This is a genomic window from Mycobacterium kiyosense (assembly GCA_021654635.1).
In the GTDB taxonomy this organism is placed as follows: domain Bacteria; phylum Actinomycetota; class Actinomycetes; order Mycobacteriales; family Mycobacteriaceae; genus Mycobacterium; species Mycobacterium kiyosense.
Genome location: AP025179.1, coordinates 1,603,928 through 1,627,796, shown reverse-complemented (window position 1 = coordinate 1,627,796; position 23,869 = coordinate 1,603,928). Strand labels below are relative to the sequence as shown.

The following is a 23,869-nucleotide window of genomic DNA, read 5'->3' as shown; positions in this document are numbered from 1 at the left end:
CCTGCGCGACACCATCCTTGCCGCCGTCTGTGAGGTGCTGTACGTGGACGAAACCGACCTCGTCGACGGCGACGCCACTGATCTGCGGGATCTCGGGTTGGATTCGGTGCGATGCGTGCTGCTGATGAAAAGGCTTGGGGTGGATCGCGAGTCGGCGTTGCCCGCCCGGTTGGCGGAGAATCTGTCGATCGCCGGCTGGGTCGCGGAGCTGGCCGGGACCGAGCTGGAAGCCGCGCCGTGATCGAATCCGATCATGCTCGCGCGCAACGCATTCCACTGACCTACTCGCAACGCAACATCTATCACGGGGTGCAGCAGGACGCCGATCCTTCGTTGTATCTGATCGGCAAGCGGTACCGGTTCCGCCCCCTCCCGGCCGCCCGATTCCTCGCCGCGCTGGAAGCCTCGGTGCTGGACAATCCGATTCAGCTTTGCGTTCTGCAGGCCGCGCCCGGCGGGGACGGCTTCCCCGATCTGGTGCCGCGGCTGGGGGTCGCCGACCTGGTGCGGTTCGCGCAGGACGACGACGAACTCAGCAGCACCTGGCGGTCCGGCATTCTGGGCCGGCCACTGGTGCGGTACACCGTGCGGACCGACGGCGACGGCGCTGTGTGCGGGATGGACGTCGACTCCCACCACATTCTGCTCGACGGGGGCGCAACGGGAATCATCGAGGCCGACCTGGCCCGCCACCTGGCGCAGGCCGCCGAGAAGCCCTGCGCCACAGATGGTCTGACCAAGGTTGCGGCGGCTCATCGGCGCGAAGCGACCAAAGTGGTGGACGCATTGCAGCGCCTGTCCGCGACGGTGCAGCGCGAACTGGCCCAGGAGCCGCCGGTGCCGGGTGGGGCGCCGGTGTCGGCCGGCCGTGCGGTGCTGCGCGAATCGGTGCAGATCTGCGGTGACCGCTACGACGAGCTTGTCGCCCTCTCCGAGTCCGAGCACATTCCGCTCAACGTGTTGGTGGCCGCCGCCGCGGTGGCCGTGGACGCGAGCCTGCACCAGAGCACCGAATCCCTGGTCGTCCACGCAGTGGACAACCGGTTCGGCGATCCCGAGCTGAATGTGGCGACATGCCTGGTCAACTCGGTGGCGCACCCGGTCCGGTTCCAGCCGTTCGCCTCGGTCGCCGACGTGGTCGCGATGCTGGACCGCAGCTATGTCAAGGCGGTCCGGCGGCGCTGGCTGCGCGAGGAGCAGTACCGCCGCATGTACCTGGCGATCAACCGCACCACCGGGGTGCAAGCGTTGACGCTCAACTTCATCCGCCAGTCGTGCGCGCCGCAGCTTCGACCGTGGCTGACCGAGGCGCCGGTGGCGACCCGCATCGGCCCCGTCGAGGGCATGACCGTGGCATGCGTACAGGACGAAGCGCAGCGGTGCCTGCAGCTGGCCGTCTGGGACCGGGCGGACCTGTCGGGTGACGGGCGACCACCCGCGGTCGCCCAACGCCTCGCCGACGCGTTGCAGGCGATGCCCAAGCTGTGGCGCCAGCCGATCGCGATGACGGTCGACGACTGGTTCATCATCGACGCCGACGGCGCCCGGCGGCCGGGAAACCACGCCAGCCCACCCGAAACACCAACGGCCACCGCATGGTTCACCGATCCAGCAGTCGACCGATTCGTGCAACGGCGAATGTTCGTGCGCCCCTGGGTCGGCTGGCTGGTCGACCACGGCGTCGCACTCGGCGACGTCGTGGTGTGCTGCGACGACGACACCGACCGGACCATCGACCTGCTGGTCGCCTGCCACCTCGCCGGTTGCGGCTACAGCGTGTGCGACCGCGTCGAGGAGCTGCCGCCGCGCGCCGCCGCCATCACCGCCGCCGGGCACACCGCACACGTCGTCGATCTGCAAACCGCTGCTCTGCCCGTCCTCGACGATGCCCGGCGCGAAGTCGTCGACGGGCGCCTCGAAACAGCGCGGCGCGCGCCGGGGCTCGCCACCGGAACCGCTTACGTGATGCCCACCTCGGGATCAACCGGGCAGCCCAAGCTGGTGCGGGTGACGCACGGTTCCCTTGGTGCGTTCTGCCGTGCGGTCCGGCGCGCCTACGGATGGGGGCCGAACGACACCATCCTGCAAAGCGCCCCACTGACATCGGACATCAGTGTCGAGGAGATCTTCGGCGCCGCGTCCTGCGGGGCGGAACTGGTGCGCTCCGCGGGCATGAAGTCCGGCGAGCTGGACACGCTGATCCGGGACCTTCTCGCCTTTCGGGTGACGGTGGCCGACCTACCGACCGCCGGGTGGCAGCTGCTGTGTGACGACGACGCGGCGCTGGAGGCGCTCAGTCGCTCGACGCTGCGGCAGCTCGTCGTCGGGGGCGAACCCGTTCGCGCCACCGCCATCGACAAATGGTTGGCGCACGCTGTAGCACAGCGGATTTCGCTGGTGTCCAGCTACGGCCCGACCGAAACGACGGTCGTCGTCACCTACCTGCCGATCACCGGTGCCGGCAGCAACCGGGTGGGTCGTCCCATGCTGCCCGGCTCGGTGTTCACCGCCTTCGGCGAAGTCGTCGTGGTAGGCGACCTGGTCTCGGCGGGCTACCTCGGGATCGAGGGCGGTGGCTTCGGCATCGTCGCCGCCGCCGACGGGACGCTGCGCCGCGCCTTCGCCACCGCCGATCGGGTATCGCTTGACGCCGCAGGGTTCCCGGTCTTCTCCGGGCGCAAAGACGCGATCGTCAAGATCGGCGGCAAGCGGGTCGACACCGCCGAGGTCCTCGCGCGCGTCTGCGCCGACCCCGCGGTATCCGACCTTGCGGTCGAGCCCCGTGACGGTCGGCTCGGGGTCTGGTTCCAAACCGGACAGACCCGCAGCACCGGCACGGACTCCGCGGCGGCGGCCCGCATCAGGCTGCTGCTGCACGACCTTGGGGTGCCGTCGTTCTTCGTGGTCGCCGTCGCCGACCTCCCGCGCCGGCCCAACGGCAAGGTGGACAGCGAAAACCTACCCGACTTGCCCCAAAATGACTGCGCTGCAACCGATACCGCGTCAGGCACCGCGGCCGCGCTGGCCGGGATGTGGAGTCGGCAGCTCGACCAGCCGATCCGGGCCGACACGTCGCTGCTCGCGGCGGGTGTCGGTTCGGTGGACCTGATCCGGATCCTGCCGCAGACCCGCGCATACCTGGGGCGCCCGCTCACCCTGCTGGATCTGATCAGCGCCGACACCGCCGCCAACCTGATCGAGGACCAAGCCGCGCAGGGCTGGCTGGACGCCGGCACCGCAGCCCAGATCGAGTGCGATCTCGCATTGCTGCGCAGACCGCAAACTGCCGGCCTTGCACAGCATCGCGACGCGGGGTCGATCGTGGTGCTGGGCGCCTCGGGCATCCTCGGCACCGGATTCGCGCGCGCGGTCCTCGACCTGACGCGGTCGGGGGGCGTCCCTGCCCGACGTGGTCTTCGCCGCCAGATCCGCCCTCCCCCCATCGCGAGCCGTGGGATTCGCTGCGCGGCGCCGACCGGATCCGGCTGCAACCGCTGGACCGGTTCGACTCCGACGAACTCGACGCGTTGCTGCGCGGCGCGCGCACCGTCATCAACTGCGTCGGCAACACCAATGTGCTGGTGCCCTACCGTGAACTCCGTTCGGCCAACGTCGAATTCGTTACTGCCCTCACCTCAGCCTGCACACGGCAGGGTGCCCGATTGGTGCATCTGTCGACGTTGGTCGTCAACGCCGACGTCACCCAGCCGTGCGTCACCGATCCCCGGCACGCACCGTATCCGTACGCGGCTGCCAAGTCGCTCGCCGAACTCGTGGTGACCGCGGCAGCGCCCGCGCTGGATTTCACCCTCGTGCGCCTGCCCCGGGTGCTGGGTGACGAACACCAATTGGCCAATTCCACCGACATATTCGTGTCGCTGGTCGACGCGTGTCTGGCGGTGGGCGCCTACCCTGCCCTGACGCTGACCGAAGAGATCACCACCGGCGCGGCCGCGGCGGCGGCCATCGTGGACCTTGCGTCCCGATCGGGCGCGCTGGGCGGCGGGCTCACCGTACTGCGCGGCGAGCCGGTGTCCTACAACGGATTTCTTGACGGGTACGGGCTCGAGGAAGTCGGGGTCGCCGAATGGAAGGCGCGGCTCGATCGCAGCGACTGGGCCCGGCGCAACCCGCGGCAGTGGTCGGTGCTGGACGGCTGGGTCAGCCTGGGCGCACGCTTGGGTGAGCGCAGCTACGCCCAATACCTGTCGGACCGCCCGACGGTCGAGCTGGCCATCGATACCGTCGCCGAAGTCAACGCTCAGCCGCAGCCACTGCGCGCCCTACTGGCGCGCGGACGTAGCAAAGTTGCGCAACCGCAAGCTGTTTGACACGACGAAGAACGACGAGAACGCCATCGCGGCACCGGCGATCAAGGGATTCAGCAGCCCGGCGGCGGCCACCGGGATCGCGGCGATGTTGTAGCCGAACGCCCACACCATGTTCATCCGGATGGTGCGCATGGTGGCCGCGGCCAGGTCCAGCGCCAGCGGCACCACGTCCAGGTCGTCGCGGACCAGGATGATGTCGGCCGCCTCGATCGCCACGTCGGTGCCACGGCCCATGGCCATTCCCAGGTCGGCACACGCCAGCGCGGGCGCGTCGTTGATGCCGTCGCCGACCATCGCGACCACCCGCCCGCCGTCGCGCAGTTGCTCGATGATGTCGACCTTGCCTTCGGGCAGCACATCGGCGATCACCTCGTCGATGCCCACCTGCGCGGCCACCGCGGCCGCCGAGGCTGGATTGTCACCGGTCAGCAGCACCGTCCGGAAGCCGTGCCGATGCAACGCCGCCACCGCACCGGCCGCCGATTCCTTGACCGCGTCCGACACCGCGATCACCCCGCAGGGGACACCGTCCACCTCCACGAAAACCGGTGTCTCGCCTCGTGATTCGGCGTCCCGGCGGGCGTTGAGAAGTTCGGCGGTGGTGCAGGCCGGGGCGATCCAGGACGGTTTGCCGACCCGCACCGCACGACCGGCCACGGTGCCGCTGACGCCGCGGCCGGGCACCGCCCGGAAGTCGGTGACGGGTTCGGGTGCCCCCGGCGCCGTCGTCGACGCGGCGATCGCCAGCGCCACCGCGTGCTCGGAAGCCGCCTCCACCGCCGCAGCCAACCGCTGCACCTCGGCCGCATCCCAGCCCGGCGCGCCCACCACCGCGCCGACCGCCAACTGGCCCGACGTCAGGGTGCCGGTCTTGTCGAACACCACGGTGTCCACCGCGCGAGTCGCCTCCAGCGAACTGTGCCCCTTGAGGAAGATGCCGAGCTGGGCGCCACGCCCGGAAGCGACCAGCATGGCCGTCGGGGTGGCGAGTCCCAGCGCGCACGGGCACGCGATGACCAGCACCGCCAACCCGGCGGAGAAGGCTCGGTCCAGCCCGCCGCCGGCGACCAGCCAGCCCAGCGTCGTCAGCGCCGCGACGGCGAAGACGCACGGCACGAACACCGCGGAGATGCGGTCGGCCAGCCGCTGCGCATTGGCCTTCTGCGCCTGCGCCTGCTCGACGAGGCGGACCATGCCGGCGAACTGGGTGTCGGCGCCGACGGCGGCCGCCTCCACGATCAGCCGGCCGTCGAGCACCGCGGTGCCGCCGATGACGTTCGCGCCGGGCTGCACCCGCACCGGGCGTGCCTCACCGGTCATCGCGCTCATGTCCACCGCGGCCGACCCGTCGACCACCAGGCCGTCGGCGGCGATCGTCTGACCCGGACGCACCACGAAACGCTGCTGCTCCTCGAGCTCGTCGGCCGGGATGACGAGCTCGGACCCGTCGGGCTGCAGCACCGCGACGTCCTTGGCGCTCAACGCCGCCAGCGCGCGCAACGCACTGCCCGTCTTCGACTTCGCGCGGGCCTCGAAGAACCGGCCGGCCAACACGAAAACCGTGACGCCGGCGGCGACCTCGAAGTAGATGGCGTCGCTGCCCAGCAGCGCCTGCCACACGCCGCGATGCTCGACATGGGGGTGCTCGCCGAAGACGGTGTAGAACGACCAGACGGTGGCGGCGATGATGCCGACCGAGATCAGCGTCTCCATCGACGCGGTGCCGGCGTGCAGGTTGTTCATCGCGACCCGGTGGAATGGCAGCGCCGCCCAGGTCACCACCGGGAGCGCCAGCGCGGTCAGCACCCACTCCCAGCCGGTGAACCGGGTGCTGGGCACGACGGCGAACATCACCGACAGATGCGCCAACGGGATGAACAGGACCGCGGCGACCGCCAGCCGGATCAGCAGGTAGCGCGCCTGGTCGGCGTCAGGGTCGGCGTCGAACGCACCGGCGCGGCGCGGCTCGGCCCGGTATCCGGCACGCTCCACCACCGCGCAGAGTTCGTCGGCTCCGATGTCCTCCCCGGCGTCCACGGTCGCCACCCGGGTGGCGAAGTTCACCGAGGCCCGCACCCCGGCCACCTTGTTCAGCGCCGACTCCACCCGCCGCGCGCACGCGGCGCAGGACATACCGCTGACCTCGAGTTGCACCCGCTGAACACGCGCGGGCAGCTCGTCTGTTGCCGCGGTCATCGACGACATCGTGGCCGTCCACCTCCTCTGATCCCGGATCCAAAGAGATCCAGAGAGATAAGTCGTTGCGGGCTGGCGATAAGTTCCAGCCATCCATGGCCTACCCTCAGTATCCGTGGCGACAGGCACGGTCGGCGAGGAGGACCTGATCACGCAGCTCGCGAAAGCTGCGGGACGGGGCGACCAGGTCGCGCTGTCGCAGTTCATCGCGGCCACCCAGCGCGACGTCTGGCGCACTGTGGCCTACCTGGCCGACCCGGGCAGCGCCGACGACCTGACTCAGGAGACCTTTCTGCGGGCGATCCGGTCGCTGCCCCGGTTCAGCGGCCGGTCCACCGCCCGGACCTGGCTGCTGTCGATCGCGCGGCGGGTGGTCGTCGACCAGATTCGGCACAACAGCGCCCGACCCCGCACCACGCAGGTCCGCGATCTCGATGAGGTGCTGAGCCAGGGCCGCTACGCCAGCCGGATCGAGAACGTCGTGGAGATCCGGATGCTGCTGGACGGGCTGGACCCCGAACGGCGGGAGGCCTTTGTGCTGACGCAGGTGCTGGGCCTGTCCTATGCGGAGGCGGCCGAGGTCGGTGGGTGCCCAATCGGCACCATCCGGTCGCGGGTGGCGCGGGCCCGCAGCGATCTGCTGCAGGCGGCTCAGGCGACCGACGACGTCGGTTGAGCAGGCGGGCCGGTTCGACGAGCTAGGCCGCCGAGCCGTCCGTCGGCCACAGGTGGCCACGACGCCGGCCGCGAGATGCGTTGGGCGGCAACACGATATCGGGCTCTGAGGTGACGCCGTCGGGCGGCGGCGCGGTGTCGCGCCGCCACACCAGGGTGGCCAGCACCGCGCCCAGCAGCACCGGGATGTGGGTGCCGATCCGGGTGAGGGTGACCGCGCCGGACAGGGCGTCGGCCACGACGTAGACGGCCAGCACCCCGACGAACACGGTCAGGACGCCGGCGAGACCGGCCGCGGCCGCCGGCCACAGCGCGGCCACCACCATGACCACGCCCAGCGCCAGCGACCATGCCGTGGACTCGTTGAGCAGATGATGGCCCGGACCCATGCCGTGCTCGTGGGTCAGACCCAGCTCGAGGCCGAGCCCCTGCACAGTGGACAACGCGAGCTGCGCCGCGCCGACCCCCAGCAGCGCCCAGCGCCGCCAACCGAGCCCGACGCGTCGCCGCGCCCGCACCGGACCGAGGTCGAGCGGGGCGAGCGGCGCGATGACCGGCCGCGACTGCAGCATCCGGCTCAGCTCGTCGGCCTGGGTCTGCACCTGCTCGAACCAGGCGCGGCACTCGGCGCAGCCTTCGAGGTGCTCGTCGACCCGCGCCGCCGGGACCGGCTCGCGTTCGCCGTCCAGCCGCGCCGAGAGCGCTTCGCGGGCCACCTCGCAGTACACGTCTCTAATAGTCGCGCACGACCGGTGGTTTGTTCCCGCCGAGTCAGGGCCCCGGATTGTCGCGCGCGACGAGCCGTTCGGTCTCTGCGGAGGCCGGCGCGCCGAGGAAGCCGGCGAGGCCGTCGACGACCCCGCTGACGAACAACGCGAACGGCACGACGGCGTCGCCGCGGCGGACCGCGCGCTCTCGTTCGGCGGCCAGGTGCACCCCGAGGTCCTGGACCTGCTGGATGCGCAGCGTACGGGCCGGTTCCGGCAGGTGCGCCAGCAGCCGGCGCAGCACCGAACCGAACTCGTCCTGAGACTTCATCGCGTTCGCCTGGTGCAGGAAGACCTCGACCGCGCCCGCGCGCTGCAGTTGCTCGATGAACGACACGTACGAGCTGTCGGGCGACTCGGCCAGCTCCAGCAGCGGAAGGATGTGGGCCTCGAGCTGGGCCCGCAGGTCATCGGGGTTCGCCCGGGCCTTGAGCAGGGCGCGGCGCTGGGTCAGGTCGCCCAGCCGGTAGGCGAAGATCGCGCGCAGCAGCTCGTCTTTGGAGCCGAAGTGGTAGCGGATCGCGGAGTTGTTCGACGAGCCCGCTTCCACCGAGATCTGCCGTAGCGACACCCCGGCCAGGCCGTGCTCGGCGAACAACCGCTCGGCGGCCAACAGCAACTGCAGCGCCGTCGCCGGGGGCGTCCGGGTGGTCACCGGCCGTCCAACTGCATGGCGGCGATGGTGGCGGCGGCTACTCGGATCAACTCGGGCGGCGGTTGGTCCCCGACCACGTCGGTGAGGATCCCGACATCCTTGGCCAGCAGTGTTCCGGCCAGCTCCGCCATCACGGCCAGGGTGTGGCCCGAATTGGCGATCACCTCCGCGGCGTAGCTGCGGGCGCTGCCGGTGGACAGGATCTCGGTCAGCGCGTCCAGGTCGACGCCGAGGTCGCGGGCGACCGCGAAGGTGCTGGCGGCCAGGCCGAGCTGCGCGGTGAACAGCGAGTTGTTCAGTAGCTTGGCGGCTTGGCCCGCACCCAACGGTCCCAACCGGACCACCGGGTCGGCGAACGTGTCCAGCACCGGGCGGCACCGCGCGATCGGCTCGTCGTCGCCACCCACCATCACCAGCAGCGATCTGGCGGCCGCCGCATGCCCGCCGCCGGAGACCGGAGCGTCGACGAAATGTATTGCAGGATAATCTTTTTGCAATCGACGACAGGTTTCGGGATGCACGGTGCTGTGGATCACCACGATGCTGCCCGGCGCCATCGTCGCCAACGCCCCGTCGTCGCCGCGCAACACCTCATCGACGTCGACGTCGCCGACTACGCAGAGGCACAACACATCCGAGGCGGTGCCCAGCGCGCGGCGGTCCGCGGCGTAGTGGGCTCCGCTGCCGTCATAGGGCTTCAGCGACTCCGGCCGGCGCGCCCACAACGTGGTCGGGAACCCGTCCTCGATAATCCGCCGCGCCATCGGGCCGCCCTGAGATCCCAAGCCCACGAAGCCGATTCGAAGACCGGTCATGATTGCGCCTCGATGGCCGCGCGTACGTAGGCCTCGATATCGGTGGCCCGCTGCAGCAGTTCGTCGCGCACCTCGGGTGCGGTCAGCACCAGGAATCGGCCCTGTTCGACCGCGTCGGCGGTGAGCGTTGCAACGTCTTCGGCACTCACGATCCGGTGCGCCGGAGCCCGCGGCGTCGCGGGTGCGTCCCCGTAGCAGGTGATGCCCTCGAGGATATTGGTGATCACCCCGGAGGGGCAAAGACAGGTCACACCAATGCCTTTGGGTCCGAGGTAGGTCGCCAGCGCCTCGGTGATCCCGACGATCGCGTGTTTGGAGGCGAGGTAGGGCAGCCGGTCGAAGCCGTAGCTGAGCAGCCCCGAGGCCGAGGCGGTGTTGACCACGTGACCGCTGCCCTGGGCGATCAGTCCCGGCAGGAACACACGGTTGCTGCGGGCGATGCTGAGCAGGTTGACGTCGAGAGTGCGGTTCCACGCCTCGTCGGGCAGGGTTTCCGGGGCGCCGATGGCGAGCACCCCGACATTGTTCATCACCACATCGATGCAGCCGAAGCGGCCGAGGGTCGCGTCGCGCAGGCGCACCAGATCTGCTTCGACGGTGACGTCGGCCGGCAGCCCGGCGACCGGCCGGTCGAGCGCCCGGAGCTGCTCGACGACCTCGGCGACGCGGTCCGCCGACAGGTCGCTGACCACCACCGATGCGCCGCGCCGAGCGAATTCCAGCGCGGTTGCGCGGCCGATGCCGCTGCCTGCGCCGGTCAGCACGGCCACCGCGCCGTCGAGCTGTAGTGGCCTGCTCATGCGATGCCGACCGCCTTGGTGCGCAGGAATTCGAACAGGCCTTCCTGCCCGCCTTCCCGGCCGAACCCGGAGATGCCGATGCCGCCGAATGCGAGCTCGCAGCCGACCACCGGGCTGGCGCCGTTCACGTACACCCCGCCGGCCCGCAACGCCGTCACCATCCGCTGGATACGGTCCACGTCCTTGGTGTACAGGTAGGAGGCCAGGCCGTAGTCGGTGCAGTTCGCCATCGCGATTGCCTGTTCCTCGGTGTCGAACCGCATCAGCGAGAGCACCGGCCCGAACACCTCGACCTGACCGAGTTCGGAATCGGGGTCGACGTCCCCGAGCACGGTCGGTTCGACGAAGAAGCCATCCGGTAGCTGGCTGGGAGCCCGGCCCCCGGTCAGCAGCTTCGCGCCGTCGGACTCGGCCCGCTCGATCATGGCCAGAATCCGTTGCTGGGCGGCGCGGGTCACCACGGGGCTGATCACCACCGCCGGGTCGAACGGGTCACCGCAGCGCATGGCCGCGACGATCCCCAGCACCCGCCCCACGACGTCGTCGTAGATGTCGTCGTGCACGATCATCCGCGACGGAATCGCACAGCCCTGCCCGGCCAGGGTGCCCAGCACACTGAAGGCGTTGACGGCGACCGCGGTGTCCAGGTCGGCATCGGGGAACAGCACGTTGGCGGACTTGCCGCCGAGTTCGAGGACGGCCGGCTTGAGCGATTCGGCGCAGGCGGCCAGGATCTTGCGGGCGGTGGCGGGCCCGCCGGTGAAGCTGACTTTCTGCACCAGCGGGTGGCGCACCAGTGCGTCGCCGGTGTCGGGGCCACCGAGCACGAGATTGACCACGCCGTCCGGGATTTCGGCCTCCTTGATCAGGCCCATCAGGTGCTCGGTGGCATACGGCGTCAGCTCGGACGGTTTCATCACCACGGTATTGCCGGCGGCCAGCGCCGGGATGAGTTTCATGCCGATCGAGACGACCGGGCCGTTCCAGGTCAGGATGATGCCGACGACGCCATACGGTTCGGGCATCGAGTAGGCCAATTCGCGCTGGTTGGCGGGGAACGAGGTGACCCGGCCCTCGATCTTGTCGGCCCAGCCGGCGTAGTAGGACGTCCAGTTGGCCATGATGTCGACCAGGGGCCGGCTCATGGTCACCGACATCCCCGTTGTCGAGCACCGAGAGCCGGGCGATTTCCGCGGCGTCGCGCTCCATCAGCTCACCGAGCCGGCGCAGCACCCGGGCCCGCTGCGCAGGCCGCCAGCCGCGCCACGTCGGGTACGCGGTGTGCGCGGCGCGCACGGCGGCGTCGACGTCGTCGGGACCGGCCAACGGCACCGGTCCCTGGATCTGACCAGTGGCCGGAAACACGTGCTGGTGCACGCCGCCCGAGCCCTGCGTTCGTGCCTCGCCGCCGATGTGCAGATGCACTTCGGGAACGGTCAGGTCAACGGTCATCGTTCGGTCCTCCGATCCCAGGGGGCTCAAGGCCGTTGACTCTGCGGCTACGGCGCAAAGGTGCGAATGGAGCACGCCCTCGGCGCAGAATCAACGGACGGTTTTTAAGACAGATTACTTATCATTAAGGCACTTGACTTCATTGGTCAAGGGGTGCTTAATGCTCGAATGGATGTGACGCAACTGTTCGACCTCACCGGCAAGGTCGCCGTGGTCACCGGCGGCGCCGGCGACATCGGCCGGACCTACGCCGAGGCGCTGTGCGCGACCGGGGCATCGGTGGTGGTCGCCGACATCAACCTCGACGCCGCCCGGGAATGCGCCGACGGGCTTGTGCAACAGGGATTTTCGGCAATCGCCGTGCGCTTGGACGTCACGTCGCCGGAGTCGGCGGCGGCGATGGCGGACGCCGCGGTAGCGGCCTTCGGCGGCATCGACATCCTGATCAACAACGCGGCGGTCATGACCGACCTGCCTCCGTTCGGCCTGTCCGACATGCCGATGCCGGACTGGGACCGGGTGCTGAACGTGAACCTGCGCGGACCGCTGGTATGCACACAGGCCGTGATCGAGTCGATGACCCGGCGCGGCGGCGGGCGGGTCGTCAACGGTTTGTCGGCCGGGGCGTTCATGCCGGGCGGGATCTACGGTGTGTCGAAGTATGCGCTGCACGGCTTGACCTGCAACCTGGCCACCGAACTCGGGTCGCGCGGCATCAACGTCAACGGGATCGCGCCGGGTCTGGTGGCCAGCGAAAGCGGATACGTCAGCCTGCCCAGGGATTCGCCGTTCCGCGACATTCTCGCCGCGCAGATCCCCGGCAAGACCTCCGGGCCGCCGGCCGACCTGGTCGGCACCATGCTGTTGCTGTGCTCCCCGGCCGGCGAATGGATCAACGGGCAGACCATCTCGGTCGACGGCGGCTGGATCATGCGGCTCTGAGGGCTTCTAGGAAAGGAAAAACGTTGGCGGAGTGGACAACTCGCGAAGAGCGGCAGGCGGTCGCGCGAGCCGAGTACGAGCACATCATGACCACCCCGAGCCCCGAGCCCAGCGGCGCCTACATCGAGTCGGGGGTGATCGGATTCGTCTTCGGTGAGATGTGGCGCCGAGGCGTCCTGACGCCCCGGGACCGCCGCTGGATCACCCTGACCTGCGTCGGGCTGGCCGGCGCCGTCGTCCCGATCGAGACGCACGTCTACGCCGCCCTGAAAAGCGGCGACGTCAGCTACCCGGAGTACGACGAGTTCGTGCTGCACTTCGCCACCCAGGCCGGCTGGCCCAAAGCGTCGGTGCTGCAGATGTACGGGATGATGGCGGCCTATAAGATCCAGGAAGAATCCGGACAAGCGTTGGGCCCCAACGACTTCGAGCTCTGGGCCGAACCGGTGGACGACGATGTGCGCCGGGCCCGCGGGATCGCGGCCTACCAGCAGGTCCATGGCGCGTTGCCACCCGACGCCTCGACCGCCTTCCAGGGGTGCGCCCGCCTGGACTACCTCTACGGCGAGGTCTGGAGCCGGGACAAGTACCTGACTCGGCGCGACCGGCGCATCATCAGCATCTGCAGCGCGGCGTCCAGCGCGATCGACGAAGAGGTCCGCGAGCATCTACGCGCGGCACTGGAACTCGGCGATATGACTCGAAAGGATTTGGCGGAGCTGGTGATTCACTTCGCCGTCTATCAAGGCTGGAACCTGGCGCGGCGACTGGATGATCTGCTGGTCGCCGTGGCGGGCACCGCCAAGCCGTAGTCGGGCCTAGTGTGGTCGCAGGAGAGCAGTTGATTGCGACGTAGGACTGACGATGACGATCGACGACGAACCCGTCACCACACTGGAGGATCTGCGCGGCGATCTGGCGCAGCGCCACCGGCGGACGCCAACGGGCGGAAGCTCTGTCGACACCGCGATCGTCGATGCCGACCTGACCGCCCTGGACCGCGAGGGTTATGTGATCTGGGAGAACCTGCTCAGCGCCGATCAGTGCGGGCAGATCCGCGCGGTGGTCGGCCCGTGGTTGGGACATACCGGACGCAATTCCTTCGAAGGCCGGCGCACCCAGCGCATTTACAGCGTGCTGAGCCGGACCCGGGTCTGCGACCGGCTCGCCGACCATCCGCGGGTGCTGGCCTGCCTCGACCGGTTGTTGATGCCCAACTACCTGCTGTCGGCGTTGCAGGCGATCAACATCCTGCCCGGCGAGGCCGCGCAGCTGGCCCACCACGACGACGGGTTCTACCCGATTCCGCGGCCGCGCGGGCCGCTGGCGGCGGCGACGATCTGGGCGATCGACGACTTCACCGCGGACAACGGCGCCACCGTGCTGTATCCGGGCAGCCACCGCTGGGGCAAGCGCCGTCCGGGCGCCGGTGACCGCGCGGTCCCGGTGGTGATGCCCGCGGGGTCCTGCGTCTTCTTCGTGGGCACCCTCTGGCATGGCGGCGGCGCCAACGCCACCGACCGTGAGCGTCTTGCCATCACCGCGCAGTACTGCCAGCCGTGGCTGCGACCGATGGAGGCCTACACCCTGTCGATCTCACGCGACATCGCCCGAACGGTCTCCGCGGACATCCGCCGCATGATCGGCTACAGCATCCACCCGCCGTTCGTCGGCGCCGTCGACGGCCTGCACCCGTTACGGCTGTTGGAAACCGGCCCCGACGCGTAGCCGCGCCGGTTTGTAGGCTTTCGGGCATGCCGTTGACCAACGGCGAGGTCTTCGCCGGCTACACCATCGAGCGCCTACTCGGCGCCGGCGGCATGGGCGAGGTGTACCTCGGCCCACCATCCCCGCCTCCCCCGACACGACGCCCTCAAGGTCTTGTCGCTGGCCGCCACCGACGATGTGGAGTTCCGGGCCAGGTTCAACCGGGAAGCCGAACTGGCGGCCACGCTGTGGAACCCACCACACATCGTCAGCGTCCTGGACCGCGGCGAGTTCAACGGCCGGTTGTGGATCTCGATGGAATACGTCGACGGCACCGACGCCGGCCGGCTCATCCGGGAGCACTACCGCGACGGCATGCCGGAGAACGACGTCGTCGAAATCGTGTCGGCGGTGGCCGAGGCACTCGACTTCGGGCACGAGCGGCTACTGCTGCACCGCGACGTCAAACCGGAGAACATCCTGGTCACCGCGGGTAACGGCAACCGCCGCCGGGTGCTGCTGACCGACTTCGGCATCGCACGCCGGATCGACGACGTCAGCAACCTCACCGACGCCAACGTCGCCATGGGAACCATCAGCTACGTGGCGCCCGAACAGCTGCTGGGCAAGCAGCTGAGCAGCTGGACGGCCGCGCGGACCAGTACGCGCTGGCGGCGACGACGTTTCATCTGCTCACCGGGGCGCCGCCGTTCCAGGACACCAATCGCGCCGTCGTCGTCAGCCACCACCTCAGCACGCCGCCGCCGCGGATATCGGACCGCCGGCCCGAACTCGCGCATCTGGACGCGGTGCTGGCGCGGGCGCTGGCCAAAGACCCCGACGACCGTTACCCCAGTTGCGTCGAGTTCGCCGCGGCGCTGCGCAGTGGCGCCCGCGCCGACCGTCCGCACACCCAACCCCTCGAGCGTGTCGTTGTGCAGGGCACCGCCCGCCACGTGCAGCAGAGCGCCGTCGGTGGCCACGATCAGATCGGGGTCCTGACGTTCCAGATCGTCCAGCACGATCTCCCGGGATCCCGCCGCGCTCCCCTGCCGGTCGAGATGCCGACCGATCTGGGCGGCCGCCTCGAGGACGGTGACCAGATCGAGGTCAGCGGCGTCTGGGACGGCGACACCCTCGACGCAGATAAAGTCGTCAACCTCTCCGCCGCCGACCGCTCGAAACCGCGGCTCCCGCCGGCCGACGACGCCCCGCGCAAGCCACCGACGCGCTGGGGGACCCGGATCGCGGTCGTCGGCGCCGTCGTCGCAGTGCTTGCGCTGACCGCTGTCGCGGTGCTTTATTTCACCGACTTCTTCGGCACCGCTGCGCGTCCGGGACCGATGGTCAAGCCGGTCAGCGCCACGGTGTTCTCCCCCGACGGCGCCCCCGACAACCCGCAGGACGCCAAGCTGGCGATCGACGGAAACCCCGACACGGCCTGGTCGACGGTCACCTATCAGGACAGCGTTCCGTTCCCGAAATTCATCTCGGGAATGGGCCTGCTGCTGCACCTGTCCGAACCGACGGCGCTGAGTGTGGTGACCATTGACGTCCCCAGCACCGGCACCCAGGTGCAGATCCGTTCCTCGCCGTCGGAGTCCCCCGCCAAGCTGTCCGACACCACCGAGCTGACCCCGACGACGACGTTGCAGCCGGGCCACAACCGGATCGAAGTGCACGGCCGCGTCAAGACTTCTTCCAACGTGTTGGTATGGATCTCCACCCTGGGCACCACCAACGGCCAGAGCCGTACGCAGATCTCCGAGATCACGTTGCAGGCCGCCGGCTGAACCCCCCGACCGGTCATCCGCCGGTAACACAATTCTCGCTACGTCAATAGCGTTCGGAAATTGCCCTACACCCGCATTGCATCGCCACCCGGAGTGGTAACCTCATTACCGGAGCGGCGTCCAGCCATTACCGCTCCGCGCCATCAAGACCGCCAGGAGACAGCCATGCCGTCACGCCACCTTCCCTACCCGGTGTTCGACGCCGACAACCACTTCTACGAGCCCAAGGAAGCGCTGACCCAGTTCCTGCCGGACCACCGCAAAGGTGTGATCGACTACATCGACGTCCGGGGCCGCACCAAGATCATGGTTCGCAACGTGGTCAGCGACTACATCCCCAACCCGACGTTCGAGGTGGTCGCCCGGCCCGGCGCCCAGGAGGAGTACTTCCGGCACGGCAGCGGCGGCAAGAGCTTCCGCGAGGTGATGGGCAAGCCGATGAAGGCCATTCCGGCGTTCCGCGATCCCGCGGCCCGTCTCGAGGTCCTCGACAGCCTCGGCCTGGACTACACGCTGATGTTCCCTACGCTGGCCTCGCTGGTCGAGGAACGCCTCAAGGACGATCCCGAACTGATTCTGGACATCATCCACGGGCTCAACCAGTGGATGTATGAGACCTGGCAGTTCAACTACGAGGACCGCATCTTCTCCACTCCGGTGATCAACCTGGCCATCGTCGACCGCGCCCTCGAGGAACTCGACTGGTGCCTGCAGCGCGGCGCCAAGACCATCCTGGTGCGGCCCGCGCCGGTGCCCGGCTTCCGCGGCACCCGCTCGCTCGGACTGCCGGAATTCGACCCGTTCTGGGATGCCTGCGTCAAGGCCGGGATCCCGGTGTCGATGCACGCTTCGGACAGCGGCTACTCCGAATACCTCAACGACTGGGAGCCCGGCGACGAGTTCAAACCGTTCAAGCCGACCGCGTTCCGGATGGTCGCGATGGGTAAGCGGCCCATCGAGGACACCATGGCCGCCCTGGTCTGCCACGGAGCCCTGACCCGCAACCCCGACCTGCGCGTGTTGTCGGTCGAGAACGGCGCTTCCTGGGTGCCCTATCTGTTGCACCAATTCGAGGGCGTCTACGCCAAGATTCCGCACGACTTCCTCGAGGACCCGATCCAGGCGTTCAAGCGCTGCGTGTACGTCGCCCCCTTCTGGGAGGACGACTTCAAGCAGATCGCCGACCTGTGCGGCATCGACCGCGTCATGTTCGGCTCGGACTGGCCGCACCCGGAGGGGCTGTCCGACCCGATCAGCCTGGTCGACGACCTGGAAAAGCACGGCCTGGACGAAGAAGGCGTCCGGAAAGTGATGGGCGGCAACATGATCGACCTGTTCAAGGTGCCCAACGAGATCGTCCACAAGCCGGACGTGCCCGAGCTCGTCCTGACTTGACCTGCATCGGGCAGCGGCGCGTTGCCCTGCCGGCGTGGCTGACGGTTGCGGCTGTGCTGCTGGTGCAGTGCGCCGCAGCGCCGCCGCATCCGTCCTCGCCGGCGACCACCGTCACCTCAACGAGCGTGCCGCCGAGCCCGTCAGCCAACGCAACGCCCGCTCCCGCAGCGGCGACCGGGCAGCCGATCACCGCCGCGGACCTCGGCACCACCTGGCGCCCGGAATGTCCGGTGCAACCCGAACAACTGCGCCGGGTCGACGTCGACTACCTGGGTTTCGACGGCCAGACCCACCGCGGCGGACTGATCGTGCATGAGGACCTGGTGGCCGACGTGGTCGCGATTTTCGGGCAGCTGCTGCGGCTGGGATATCCGGTCGAGAAGATCCGCACCGTCGACAACTATTCCGACGCCGACGACGAGCTGTCGATGGAGGACAACAACACCTCGGCGTTCAACTGCCGGCGCATCCCCGACAGCGGCGACTGGTCGCCCCACGCCTACGGGCGGGCCGTCGACATCAACCCCCTGATCAACCCGTGCCTGTACAGCAGCGGGTACTTCGAACCGCGCAACGCGGCGGTCTACCTGGACCGCAGCCGCACCGACCCGGGTCTCATCCACGGCGGCGACCCGGCCGAGCGCGCGTTCACCGATCGCGGCTGGCAGTGGGGCGGGTACTGGCGGACGCCCGACTACCAGCACTTCGAACGGACCTGATTCGACGCCCGTTAGCGCAGTCCCAGCGCCCGGGCCGTCGCGGTCGCCACCTCACCGCGCAGATCCGACATCGGTGGACTGCCTCGGGTGTGGATCGAGTTGGCGAACAGCACGATGTACGTGTTCGAAGCCGGGTCGATCCAGATCGAGGTGCCGGTGAAGCCGGTGTGTCCGAAGCTGCCGATCGGGAATATCAGGCCGCGAGTCCCGGACAGGGGCGTGTCGATGTCCCAGCCGAAGCCCCGCAGGTTCTGCCCTGGAATCGCCGGATAGCGCGGCGCCAGTAGCGGATCCCTGGCATTCGGCCGCTTAGCGACCGCCTCCCGGGTGGCGGCGTTGGCCGCGTCGAGTTGCGTGGGAGAGTGTCCGGGCTGCTGCGGGCTGGTCATCAACTCCAGGGACGCTTGCGTCAACGGAAACGTGCTCGGCCGGCCGGCCAGCCGGTCGAGTAAGGCTTGCGCGAAGACGCCGACGTCGTGTGCCGTCGAGAACACCCCGGCATGCCCGGCCACCCCACCCATCCGCCGCGCCGTCATGTCGTGCACGGTGCCCCACAACAGGTGGTCGAGGTCGGGATTCTTGCCCGGATCGGCTCGGCTCTCTTCGTCCCGCGCGGTCGGTGCGATGCGCGGCAGCAGCTCAGTGCTCCAGGAATCCGCGGGACAGTCGACCGTCGAGCCGGTAGCCGGCGCGGGGGCCCAGCCGATGGCCGCGCCGCGAACCGTGTGCGGGCCGCAGGCTTTGGCCACCGGCAGATAGCGGGTCTCGTCCATCCCGAGCGGCGCGAACACGTGCTGATGGACGTAGACGTCTTCGGGCTCGCCGCCCAGCTTCTCCACCAGCGCCCCGAGCAGGATGAAGTTGATGTCGGAGTAGCGGAAACCGGTACCGGGCTCGGACTCCAGCGGGGTGGTCAGCGCGCGGTGCAAGCCTTCGGCTTTGTCGGGGTGCTCCAGTCCCCACGGATCTTTGAGTTCGACGTCGCCCGTCTCGCCCGAGGTGTGCGTGAGCAGCATGCGAATCGTCACCTTCGCCCGCCGCGGATCGTTCGCCGGGTTGAAGTCGGGCAGATACTGCTGCACCGGGTCGTCGAACGCGACGGCGCCCTGTTCGTAGAACTGCATGACCGCCGTCGCGGTGGCGAGAATCTTCGTCAACGACGCCAGGTCGAAGATGGTGTCCTCGGTCATCGGGTCCGCGGGTGCCGGCGAACCGTCCAGCCCGGGCTCGCTGGCCAGTCTGCGTACGCCGTAAGCGTGATGGAAGGCGATCTCCCCGCCGTGCCCGACCAGCAACACCGCTCCCGGCAGCTTCTCCGCCTTGATCGCGTCGTCGATCAGCTTGGAGACCGGCTGGAACGCGGGCGGGGTGGGCGCCTGGGCCGGCTCGGGCGGCTTGGCCGCCGGTGCGCTGCTCAAGGTCGGTGCCCGCGGCGGCGCGGGGGTGGCTGCTGCCGGATGTGCCGGCTTGTCGTGCGAGCACGCCGCGACGAGGGCAATCAGGACGGTCGCGATGGCCTTACGCATCGGGCTCACCCGCCACCGCGTCGCGCACCCGCCCCCGCGCCCGGTCCAGCCGCGCGGCGGCCTCGGCCGGGTCGGTGCCGGTCAGCAGCGCGACGATCGCGGTCTTGGCGTGCCCGTCGGCGGCGGCCAGCGCGGCAGCAGCCGCTTCCTCGTCGACCCCGGCGGCATCCCGGACGATGCGCACCATGCGGCGGCGCAGCTTCGCGTTGGTGGCGCGCACGTCGACCATCCATGGGCCGTATGCCTTGCCGAGCACGATCATCACGGCCGTCGAGAGCGTGTTGAGCACCACCTTCTGGGCCGTCCCCGCAGTGAGCCGGGTGGACCCGGCCAGCACCTCCGGTCCGGTCAACAACTCGATGGTGATGTCGGCGACGGCCTCGCTGTGCGCGTTGTTGACGATCGCGACGGTCAGCGCGCCCGTCTTGCGGGCGTGGTCGAGCGCGCCGAGCACATACGGTGTGCGGCCCGACGCGGTGATTCCGACCACGGCGTCGGCCGCGGCCAGGCCGGCGAGATCAGCCGGATCGAAGAAGTCTTCGGCGCCGTCGATCGCCTGGGTCAGCGCCGCCGGGCCGCCGGCGATCACGCCACGCACCAGGTCGGTGTCGAAGGTCGGCCCGCATTCGGCCGCGTCGAGCACGCCGAGGCGCCCGGGCGTGCCGGCGCCGGCGTAGATCAGCCGGCCGCCAGCTTCGAGCCGTTCGGCGATTCGCTCGGCTGCCGCCGTGATCTGCGGAAGTGCGGCCGCAATCGCGGCGTGCGCCTGCCCTTCCGCGGCGACCAGCAGTGCGACGACGTCGGCGACCGGCCGGGCGTCGAGGTCGTCCAGGTCGGGGCGGGCGGCCTCGGTCGCCAGCGTGTCGAGCCGGTTCCCGGCGTGTTGCGCGTGCAACCGGATCACGTGCGGTTCGTGGATCGAGCTCAGCCGCAGCGTTCCGTCCAGCGCGTTGCCGGTAGCCGGGATCAGGTCGAGCCCGCTGCGCAGCGCCGGTACTCCGGCCAGGCCGCCGACCATCGCCACCGGCCCGTCGCCGGCCGCGCGGGCGGTCGCGGCGAGCTTCGCGGCGGCTTTCTCGACGATCCCCGCTGCGACCGGGTCCTGATCCGCGGCGAGCACGTCGGGCGCGAACGACGCGAGCGTCGCAGCACCGGTGAGTTGCGCCGGCCAGGTGGGGGGCGGCCCGAACCGGGCGACGGCGGCATCGGTCAGCACGGTGCGGGGGCCACGACCGTCGAGGGCGCGCAGTGCGGCACGCAGCCCCGCCGAGCCGATCCATGCGCCGCCGCCCTCGTCCCCCAGCCAGGGACCCCAGCCGTCGGTGGTGCGCAGTTCGCCGTCGGCGTCGACCGCCAGCGCCACCACTCCGGTACCGACGATGAGCACGGTGCCCGGCTTTCCGTCCAGAGCTCCGGCGTGGGCGATGACGGCATCGCTGGTCACCGAAACCCGCTGCGGGCGTAACGAAGTCAGCAGCGACTCGCCGAGTGCCCGGGTTGCGTCGGGCGCCGTCAGCGCCCCGGCCGCGCCGACGATGAGCTCGTCGATCGGCCCGAACTGCCGCGCGACGTTGAGGATGGCAGCTTCGGCCGCCGGTACCCCGCCGGGAAATGCGAGTCCCGGCGCGCCCGGACCGTCGACCCGGCGGCCGGCGCAGGCGGCCCGGCAGGCAGTCTTGCCCAGGTCGATGGAAAGAATCACCTGACCATTGTCTGCCGCGCGGGGCCCGGGATCAGGCCGCGATACCGAGTTCCTGGTTGATCTGCGACCAGTACTGCGGGCCGTCCAGGGTGAGAATCAGCCAGTCGTGGATTTGGCCGTTGGCCAGCACGAAGCTCATATTGGTCACGTGCTGGTCGGCTGCAAGCTGCTTCAGCAAGATTGCGTCGGGCGACAAGATGTCCAGGTTGCCGGTGTAGACCGTGGTCGGCGGCAGGCCGGTCAGGTTGCCGTACAGCGGGCTCACCTGGGGGTTGGTGATGGATAGGCCGCCCGCCCACTGTTTACCGAACTGCTGGGCAAGTCCCACCGGCAGCAGCGGATCCTGAACGAAGCCGATATTCGGATTCGTCATACCCAGGTCCAGCCACGGCGACAGCAAAACCATGGACGACGGCAGGGCGGTATTGGTCATGTTGTGCGCCATGTATTCGACGGCCGCCAGGGCGAGGTTGCCGCCCGCGGAGTCGCCGATCACGCTGACGTGCGGGGTGCCGTGCAACTGGGTTTGCGACGCGATGAAGTTGGCCATCATGGGAACCACCAGGCCGGCGGTGCCGCCCTGCTGCAGCAACGGATAGATCGGCACCTCGATGGTCGCCCCGGTTGAATACGCCATCACCGAGTAGTGAATCCAGTGCAGGAAAGAGGGCGGGAATATGAATGCGCCGCCGTGGATGGCGACCACGTAATCCCCGGTCGGGTGCGCCGGCGAGATCTGCACGATGCTCATCCCGTTGGACGTGGAATACGAGACCGTCTCGCCGAGCAGCAGATTCAACAATGGCGGCGGGGAGTTGCCGATGAACCACGAAAGCGGCGGGATGTCGCTGGCCAGCAGCTGCAATACCGGGTTGCCCGGCGTCGCGATATAGGTTTCGAGCCCGGACAAATTCAACAACGGCTTCACCGGGTACAGCAGAGCCTCTTCGAACCGGGTGATCAGCGACGGTGTGCCGGTGAAACCCCCGGGTTGCCCGGCCGGGACGGGCGGTGCGGCGGGCGCACCGAAGATGGTTGTGAAGATCTCGTTGCCCACCCGGGCGAATCCGTTGAACAGCGCCGCAGGGGCAGCGGCAACGTCCTGCTGGAGAACCGCGAAGACGTCCTCGATCGCCGCCAGGGGTGCGGCGCCGGCCGCCTCCGCGGCGGCGTATGCCCCACTGGCGTTGGTCAGCGCCTGCACGAACTGCTGATGGAAGGCGGCGGCTTGCGCGCTGAGGGCCTGATATCCCTGGCCGTGGGCGGAGAACAGCGCCGCGATCGCCGCGGAAACCTCGTCCTCGGCAGCGGCCAGCACCGTGGTCGTGGCACCCGCTACATCCCGGTTGGCGGTCGCAACCACCGAAGCTATCGAGGTCGCGTCCGCTGCCGCCGCGGACATCGTCTCGGTTACCACGAAAACATATGACACCGCGCCGCTCCCACCCTTTGTTGCGCTCGAGAAGCGACAGCTGCAGCGCCTCAACGAAACGCGTCGTGCATACCCGAACGAAAATCTATCGTCAGCGTCGCGGCGCCGTCAGCAGATTGGCAGAATCCCGTTCGCTTTCCGCAGCCGGGAACGCCGCGACTCGTCCCCGGTCGCTACATCCGGAGTGGATATCTCGGCGCTAGGTTCAGTTGCCGGGACGGGGCAGAGCTTGCAGCGCAGCCAGGGCGTCCTGCATCTGCGCATTCATCTCGTCGTCGCCGACTGCCGGTGCGCCGGCGTATGGACGCACACAGGCGGCAGGATCGGCGCAGCCGGCGCCGCCGAACGGGTTCGGCTCAGGGTTCGGCGCGGGATCGGCTGACGCGGCTGCCGCCAATCCCACCGCAATCCCGACCGCGACAACGCCGCTGACCACGAACTTTTTCATCGGAAACTTCTCCTCGATCACGTGATGGGAACGGTCGACGTCTGGCTGGGAACCATCTCGGGAGCGAAGACCACGACCGCGGTTGCGACGAACCACATGGACTGCTCCGTGCTGAGGTTGGTGTTCAGGTAGACCTTGCGCGCCTCCGCGGCCGGTGACACGCCGTGACGGATGTCGTAGGCGACGACGTGTCCACCCATCGCCAGGTCGCAGCCGGTCGCCCCGGGAGCCGGAGAGATGCCCCGCTCCGACAACAAAGCCACGAAAGCGGCCTCGTCGGCACTCAGGCTGCAATTCGCCGCAGCTTCAGGTGCCATGAGCACCGCGTGGACCGAGATTGACACCGCAACCAAAAATGTGGCAGCCAGCAGCGAAAGCGCTCGACCGGCCCGGAATCCTAAGGTGGCCATCACGGCTGAACCCCCGGCGCTAGACCCAACTGTGCAACAGACGGCAAGATTACCGACGGGATGCTGCAGCAACTAGTGTCCAAAGTCCCTGGATCCGGAGCCGA

At 69.1% G+C, this 23,869-nt stretch carries 18 protein-coding genes and 4 pseudogenes; 9 read left to right on the top strand and 13 right to left on the bottom strand.

All coding sequences use genetic code 11. The annotated features are described in order from the left end of the window. Position 1 precedes the first annotated feature (1 nt). Positions 2-241 carry an acyl carrier protein gene (locus L6444_RS07690; RefSeq protein ID WP_236983906.1) on the top strand — a complete coding sequence of 80 codons (240 nt, stop codon included), beginning with the start codon at positions 2-4 and terminating at the stop codon, positions 239-241. After that, positions 238-4,331, top strand: a pseudogene (locus L6444_RS07685) (AMP-binding protein). Before L6444_RS07690 ends, L6444_RS07685 begins: the two are co-directional and overlap by 4 nt. On the opposite strand, the gene L6444_RS07675 reads toward L6444_RS07685, so the two are convergent. Next, on the bottom strand, positions 4,284-6,527 hold the full coding sequence (locus L6444_RS07675; protein ID WP_236981572.1) for a heavy metal translocating P-type ATPase: 2,244 nt from the start codon (positions 6,525-6,527) through the stop codon (positions 4,284-4,286). The pseudogene L6444_RS07685 and the gene L6444_RS07675 sit on opposite strands and share 48 nt — an antisense overlap. Positions 6,528-6,642: 115 nt before the next feature. On the opposite strand from L6444_RS07675, the gene sigC reads away from it, so the two are divergent. Continuing rightward, entirely contained in the window at positions 6,643-7,203 is a 561-nt protein-coding gene (gene sigC, locus L6444_RS07670) for an RNA polymerase sigma factor SigC (RefSeq protein WP_236981571.1), read from the top strand. 22 nt (positions 7,204-7,225) lie between these two features. On the opposite strand, the gene L6444_RS07665 is transcribed toward sigC, so the two are convergent. The 6 genes and pseudogenes from L6444_RS07665 to L6444_RS30470 all read right to left on the bottom strand — a co-directional run. After that, positions 7,226-7,930, bottom strand: a complete 705-nt coding sequence (locus L6444_RS07665) for a zf-HC2 domain-containing protein (protein WP_236981570.1) — start codon at positions 7,928-7,930, stop codon at positions 7,226-7,228. Positions 7,931-7,973: 43 nt separating this feature from the next. After that, a complete protein-coding gene (locus L6444_RS07660; RefSeq protein WP_236981569.1) occupies positions 7,974-8,624 on the bottom strand; it encodes a TetR/AcrR family transcriptional regulator in 651 nt (216 codons plus the stop codon). After that, positions 8,621-9,439: an NAD(P)-dependent oxidoreductase gene (locus tag L6444_RS07655; RefSeq protein WP_236981568.1), complete on the bottom strand. Its 819-nt coding sequence runs from the start codon at positions 9,437-9,439 to the stop codon at positions 8,621-8,623. Before L6444_RS07655 ends, L6444_RS07660 begins: the two co-directional genes overlap by 4 nt. Then, the gene (locus L6444_RS07650; RefSeq protein ID WP_236981567.1) at positions 9,436-10,239 is read right to left on the bottom strand and encodes an SDR family NAD(P)-dependent oxidoreductase; all 804 of its coding nucleotides are present in this window, start codon (positions 10,237-10,239) and stop codon (positions 9,436-9,438) included. The genes L6444_RS07655 and L6444_RS07650 overlap by 4 nt, the downstream gene beginning before the upstream one ends. Further along, complete coding sequence (locus L6444_RS07645; RefSeq protein WP_459551912.1) at positions 10,236-11,384, bottom strand: aldehyde dehydrogenase; 1,149 nt, start codon at positions 11,382-11,384, stop codon at positions 10,236-10,238. The genes L6444_RS07650 and L6444_RS07645 overlap by 4 nt, the downstream gene beginning before the upstream one ends. An 88-nt stretch (positions 11,385-11,472) precedes the next feature. Further along, positions 11,473-11,691, bottom strand: a pseudogene (locus L6444_RS30470) (aldehyde dehydrogenase family protein); the annotation flags it as partial. A 168-nt stretch (positions 11,692-11,859) separates the two neighbouring features. Between L6444_RS30470 and L6444_RS07640 the strand changes: the two are divergent. The 6 genes and pseudogenes from L6444_RS07640 to L6444_RS07610 all read left to right on the top strand — a co-directional run bounded on the left by L6444_RS07640 (position 11,860) and on the right by L6444_RS07610 (position 18,247). Beyond that, positions 11,860-12,633 carry an SDR family oxidoreductase gene (locus L6444_RS07640; RefSeq protein WP_236981566.1) on the top strand — a complete coding sequence of 258 codons (774 nt, stop codon included), beginning with the start codon at positions 11,860-11,862 and terminating at the stop codon, positions 12,631-12,633. Positions 12,634-12,656: 23 nt separating this feature from the next. Further along, entirely contained in the window at positions 12,657-13,445 is a 789-nt protein-coding gene (locus tag L6444_RS07635) for a carboxymuconolactone decarboxylase family protein (protein ID WP_236981565.1), read from the top strand. A 52-nt stretch (positions 13,446-13,497) separates the two neighbouring features. Then, complete coding sequence (locus tag L6444_RS07630) at positions 13,498-14,361, top strand: phytanoyl-CoA dioxygenase family protein (RefSeq protein WP_236981564.1); 864 nt, start codon at positions 13,498-13,500, stop codon at positions 14,359-14,361. Positions 14,362-14,387: 26 nt separating this feature from the next. Further along, positions 14,388-16,133, top strand: a pseudogene (locus L6444_RS31005) (serine/threonine-protein kinase). Positions 16,134-16,298: 165 nt separating this feature from the next. Beyond that, entirely contained in the window at positions 16,299-17,528 is a 1,230-nt protein-coding gene (locus L6444_RS07615; protein WP_236981563.1) for an amidohydrolase family protein, read from the top strand. 53 nt (positions 17,529-17,581) lie between these two features. Beyond that, positions 17,582-18,247, top strand: coding sequence for a M15 family metallopeptidase (locus tag L6444_RS07610; protein ID WP_459561273.1), 666 nt, complete (start codon positions 17,582-17,584; stop codon positions 18,245-18,247). 11 nt (positions 18,248-18,258) lie between these two features. Here the strand turns inward: L6444_RS07610 and L6444_RS07605 are convergent, their stop codons facing one another. From L6444_RS07605 to L6444_RS07585, 6 genes and pseudogenes are all read right to left on the bottom strand, one after another. Beyond that, positions 18,259-19,773 (bottom strand): serine hydrolase domain-containing protein, encoded by a 1,515-nt coding sequence (locus L6444_RS07605; RefSeq protein ID WP_236981562.1) that lies wholly within the window; start codon positions 19,771-19,773, stop codon positions 18,259-18,261. Then, entirely contained in the window at positions 19,766-20,668 is a 903-nt protein-coding gene (gene murQ / locus L6444_RS31000) for an N-acetylmuramic acid 6-phosphate etherase (protein WP_459561285.1), read from the bottom strand. The genes L6444_RS07605 and murQ overlap by 8 nt, the downstream gene beginning before the upstream one ends. A 108-nt stretch (positions 20,669-20,776) precedes the next feature. Continuing rightward, positions 20,777-21,475 (bottom strand): annotated as a pseudogene (locus L6444_RS30995) (N-acetylglucosamine kinase); the annotation flags it as partial. 31 nt (positions 21,476-21,506) lie between these two features. Beyond that, entirely contained in the window at positions 21,507-22,892 is a 1,386-nt protein-coding gene (gene lipY, locus L6444_RS07595; RefSeq protein WP_459561284.1) for a triacylglycerol lipase LipY, read from the bottom strand. A gap of 220 nt (positions 22,893-23,112) precedes the next feature. Further along, positions 23,113-23,355: a hypothetical protein gene (locus L6444_RS07590; protein ID WP_236981560.1), complete on the bottom strand. Its 243-nt coding sequence runs from the start codon at positions 23,353-23,355 to the stop codon at positions 23,113-23,115. Positions 23,356-23,372: 17 nt separating this feature from the next. After that, complete coding sequence (locus L6444_RS07585) at positions 23,373-23,672, bottom strand: DUF732 domain-containing protein (protein ID WP_236981559.1); 300 nt, start codon at positions 23,670-23,672, stop codon at positions 23,373-23,375. Positions 23,673-23,869: the final 197 nt, after the last annotated feature.

Coding starts and splice junctions, on each gene's coding strand:
- L6444_RS07675 (WP_236981572.1), bottom strand. CDS start 6,527: ATGACCGCGGCAACAGACGAGCTGCCCGCGCGTGTTCAGCGGGTGCAA.
- L6444_RS07655 (WP_236981568.1), bottom strand. CDS start 9,439: ATGACCGGTCTTCGAATCGGCTTCGTGGGCTTGGGATCTCAGGGCGGC.
- L6444_RS07650 (WP_236981567.1), bottom strand. CDS start 10,239: ATGAGCAGGCCACTACAGCTCGACGGCGCGGTGGCCGTGCTGACCGGC.
- L6444_RS07645 (WP_459551912.1), bottom strand. CDS start 11,384: ATGAGCCGGCCCCTGGTCGACATCATGGCCAACTGGACGTCCTACTAC.
- L6444_RS07640 (WP_236981566.1), top strand. CDS start 11,860: ATGGATGTGACGCAACTGTTCGACCTCACCGGCAAGGTCGCCGTGGTC.
- L6444_RS07630 (WP_236981564.1), top strand. CDS start 13,498: ATGACGATCGACGACGAACCCGTCACCACACTGGAGGATCTGCGCGGC.
- L6444_RS07615 (WP_236981563.1), top strand. CDS start 16,299: ATGCCGTCACGCCACCTTCCCTACCCGGTGTTCGACGCCGACAACCAC.
- L6444_RS07605 (WP_236981562.1), bottom strand. CDS start 19,773: ATGCGTAAGGCCATCGCGACCGTCCTGATTGCCCTCGTCGCGGCGTGC.
- L6444_RS07590 (WP_236981560.1), bottom strand. CDS start 23,355: ATGAAAAAGTTCGTGGTCAGCGGCGTTGTCGCGGTCGGGATTGCGGTG.
- L6444_RS07585 (WP_236981559.1), bottom strand. CDS start 23,672: ATGGCACCTGAAGCTGCGGCGAATTGCAGCCTGAGTGCCGACGAGGCC.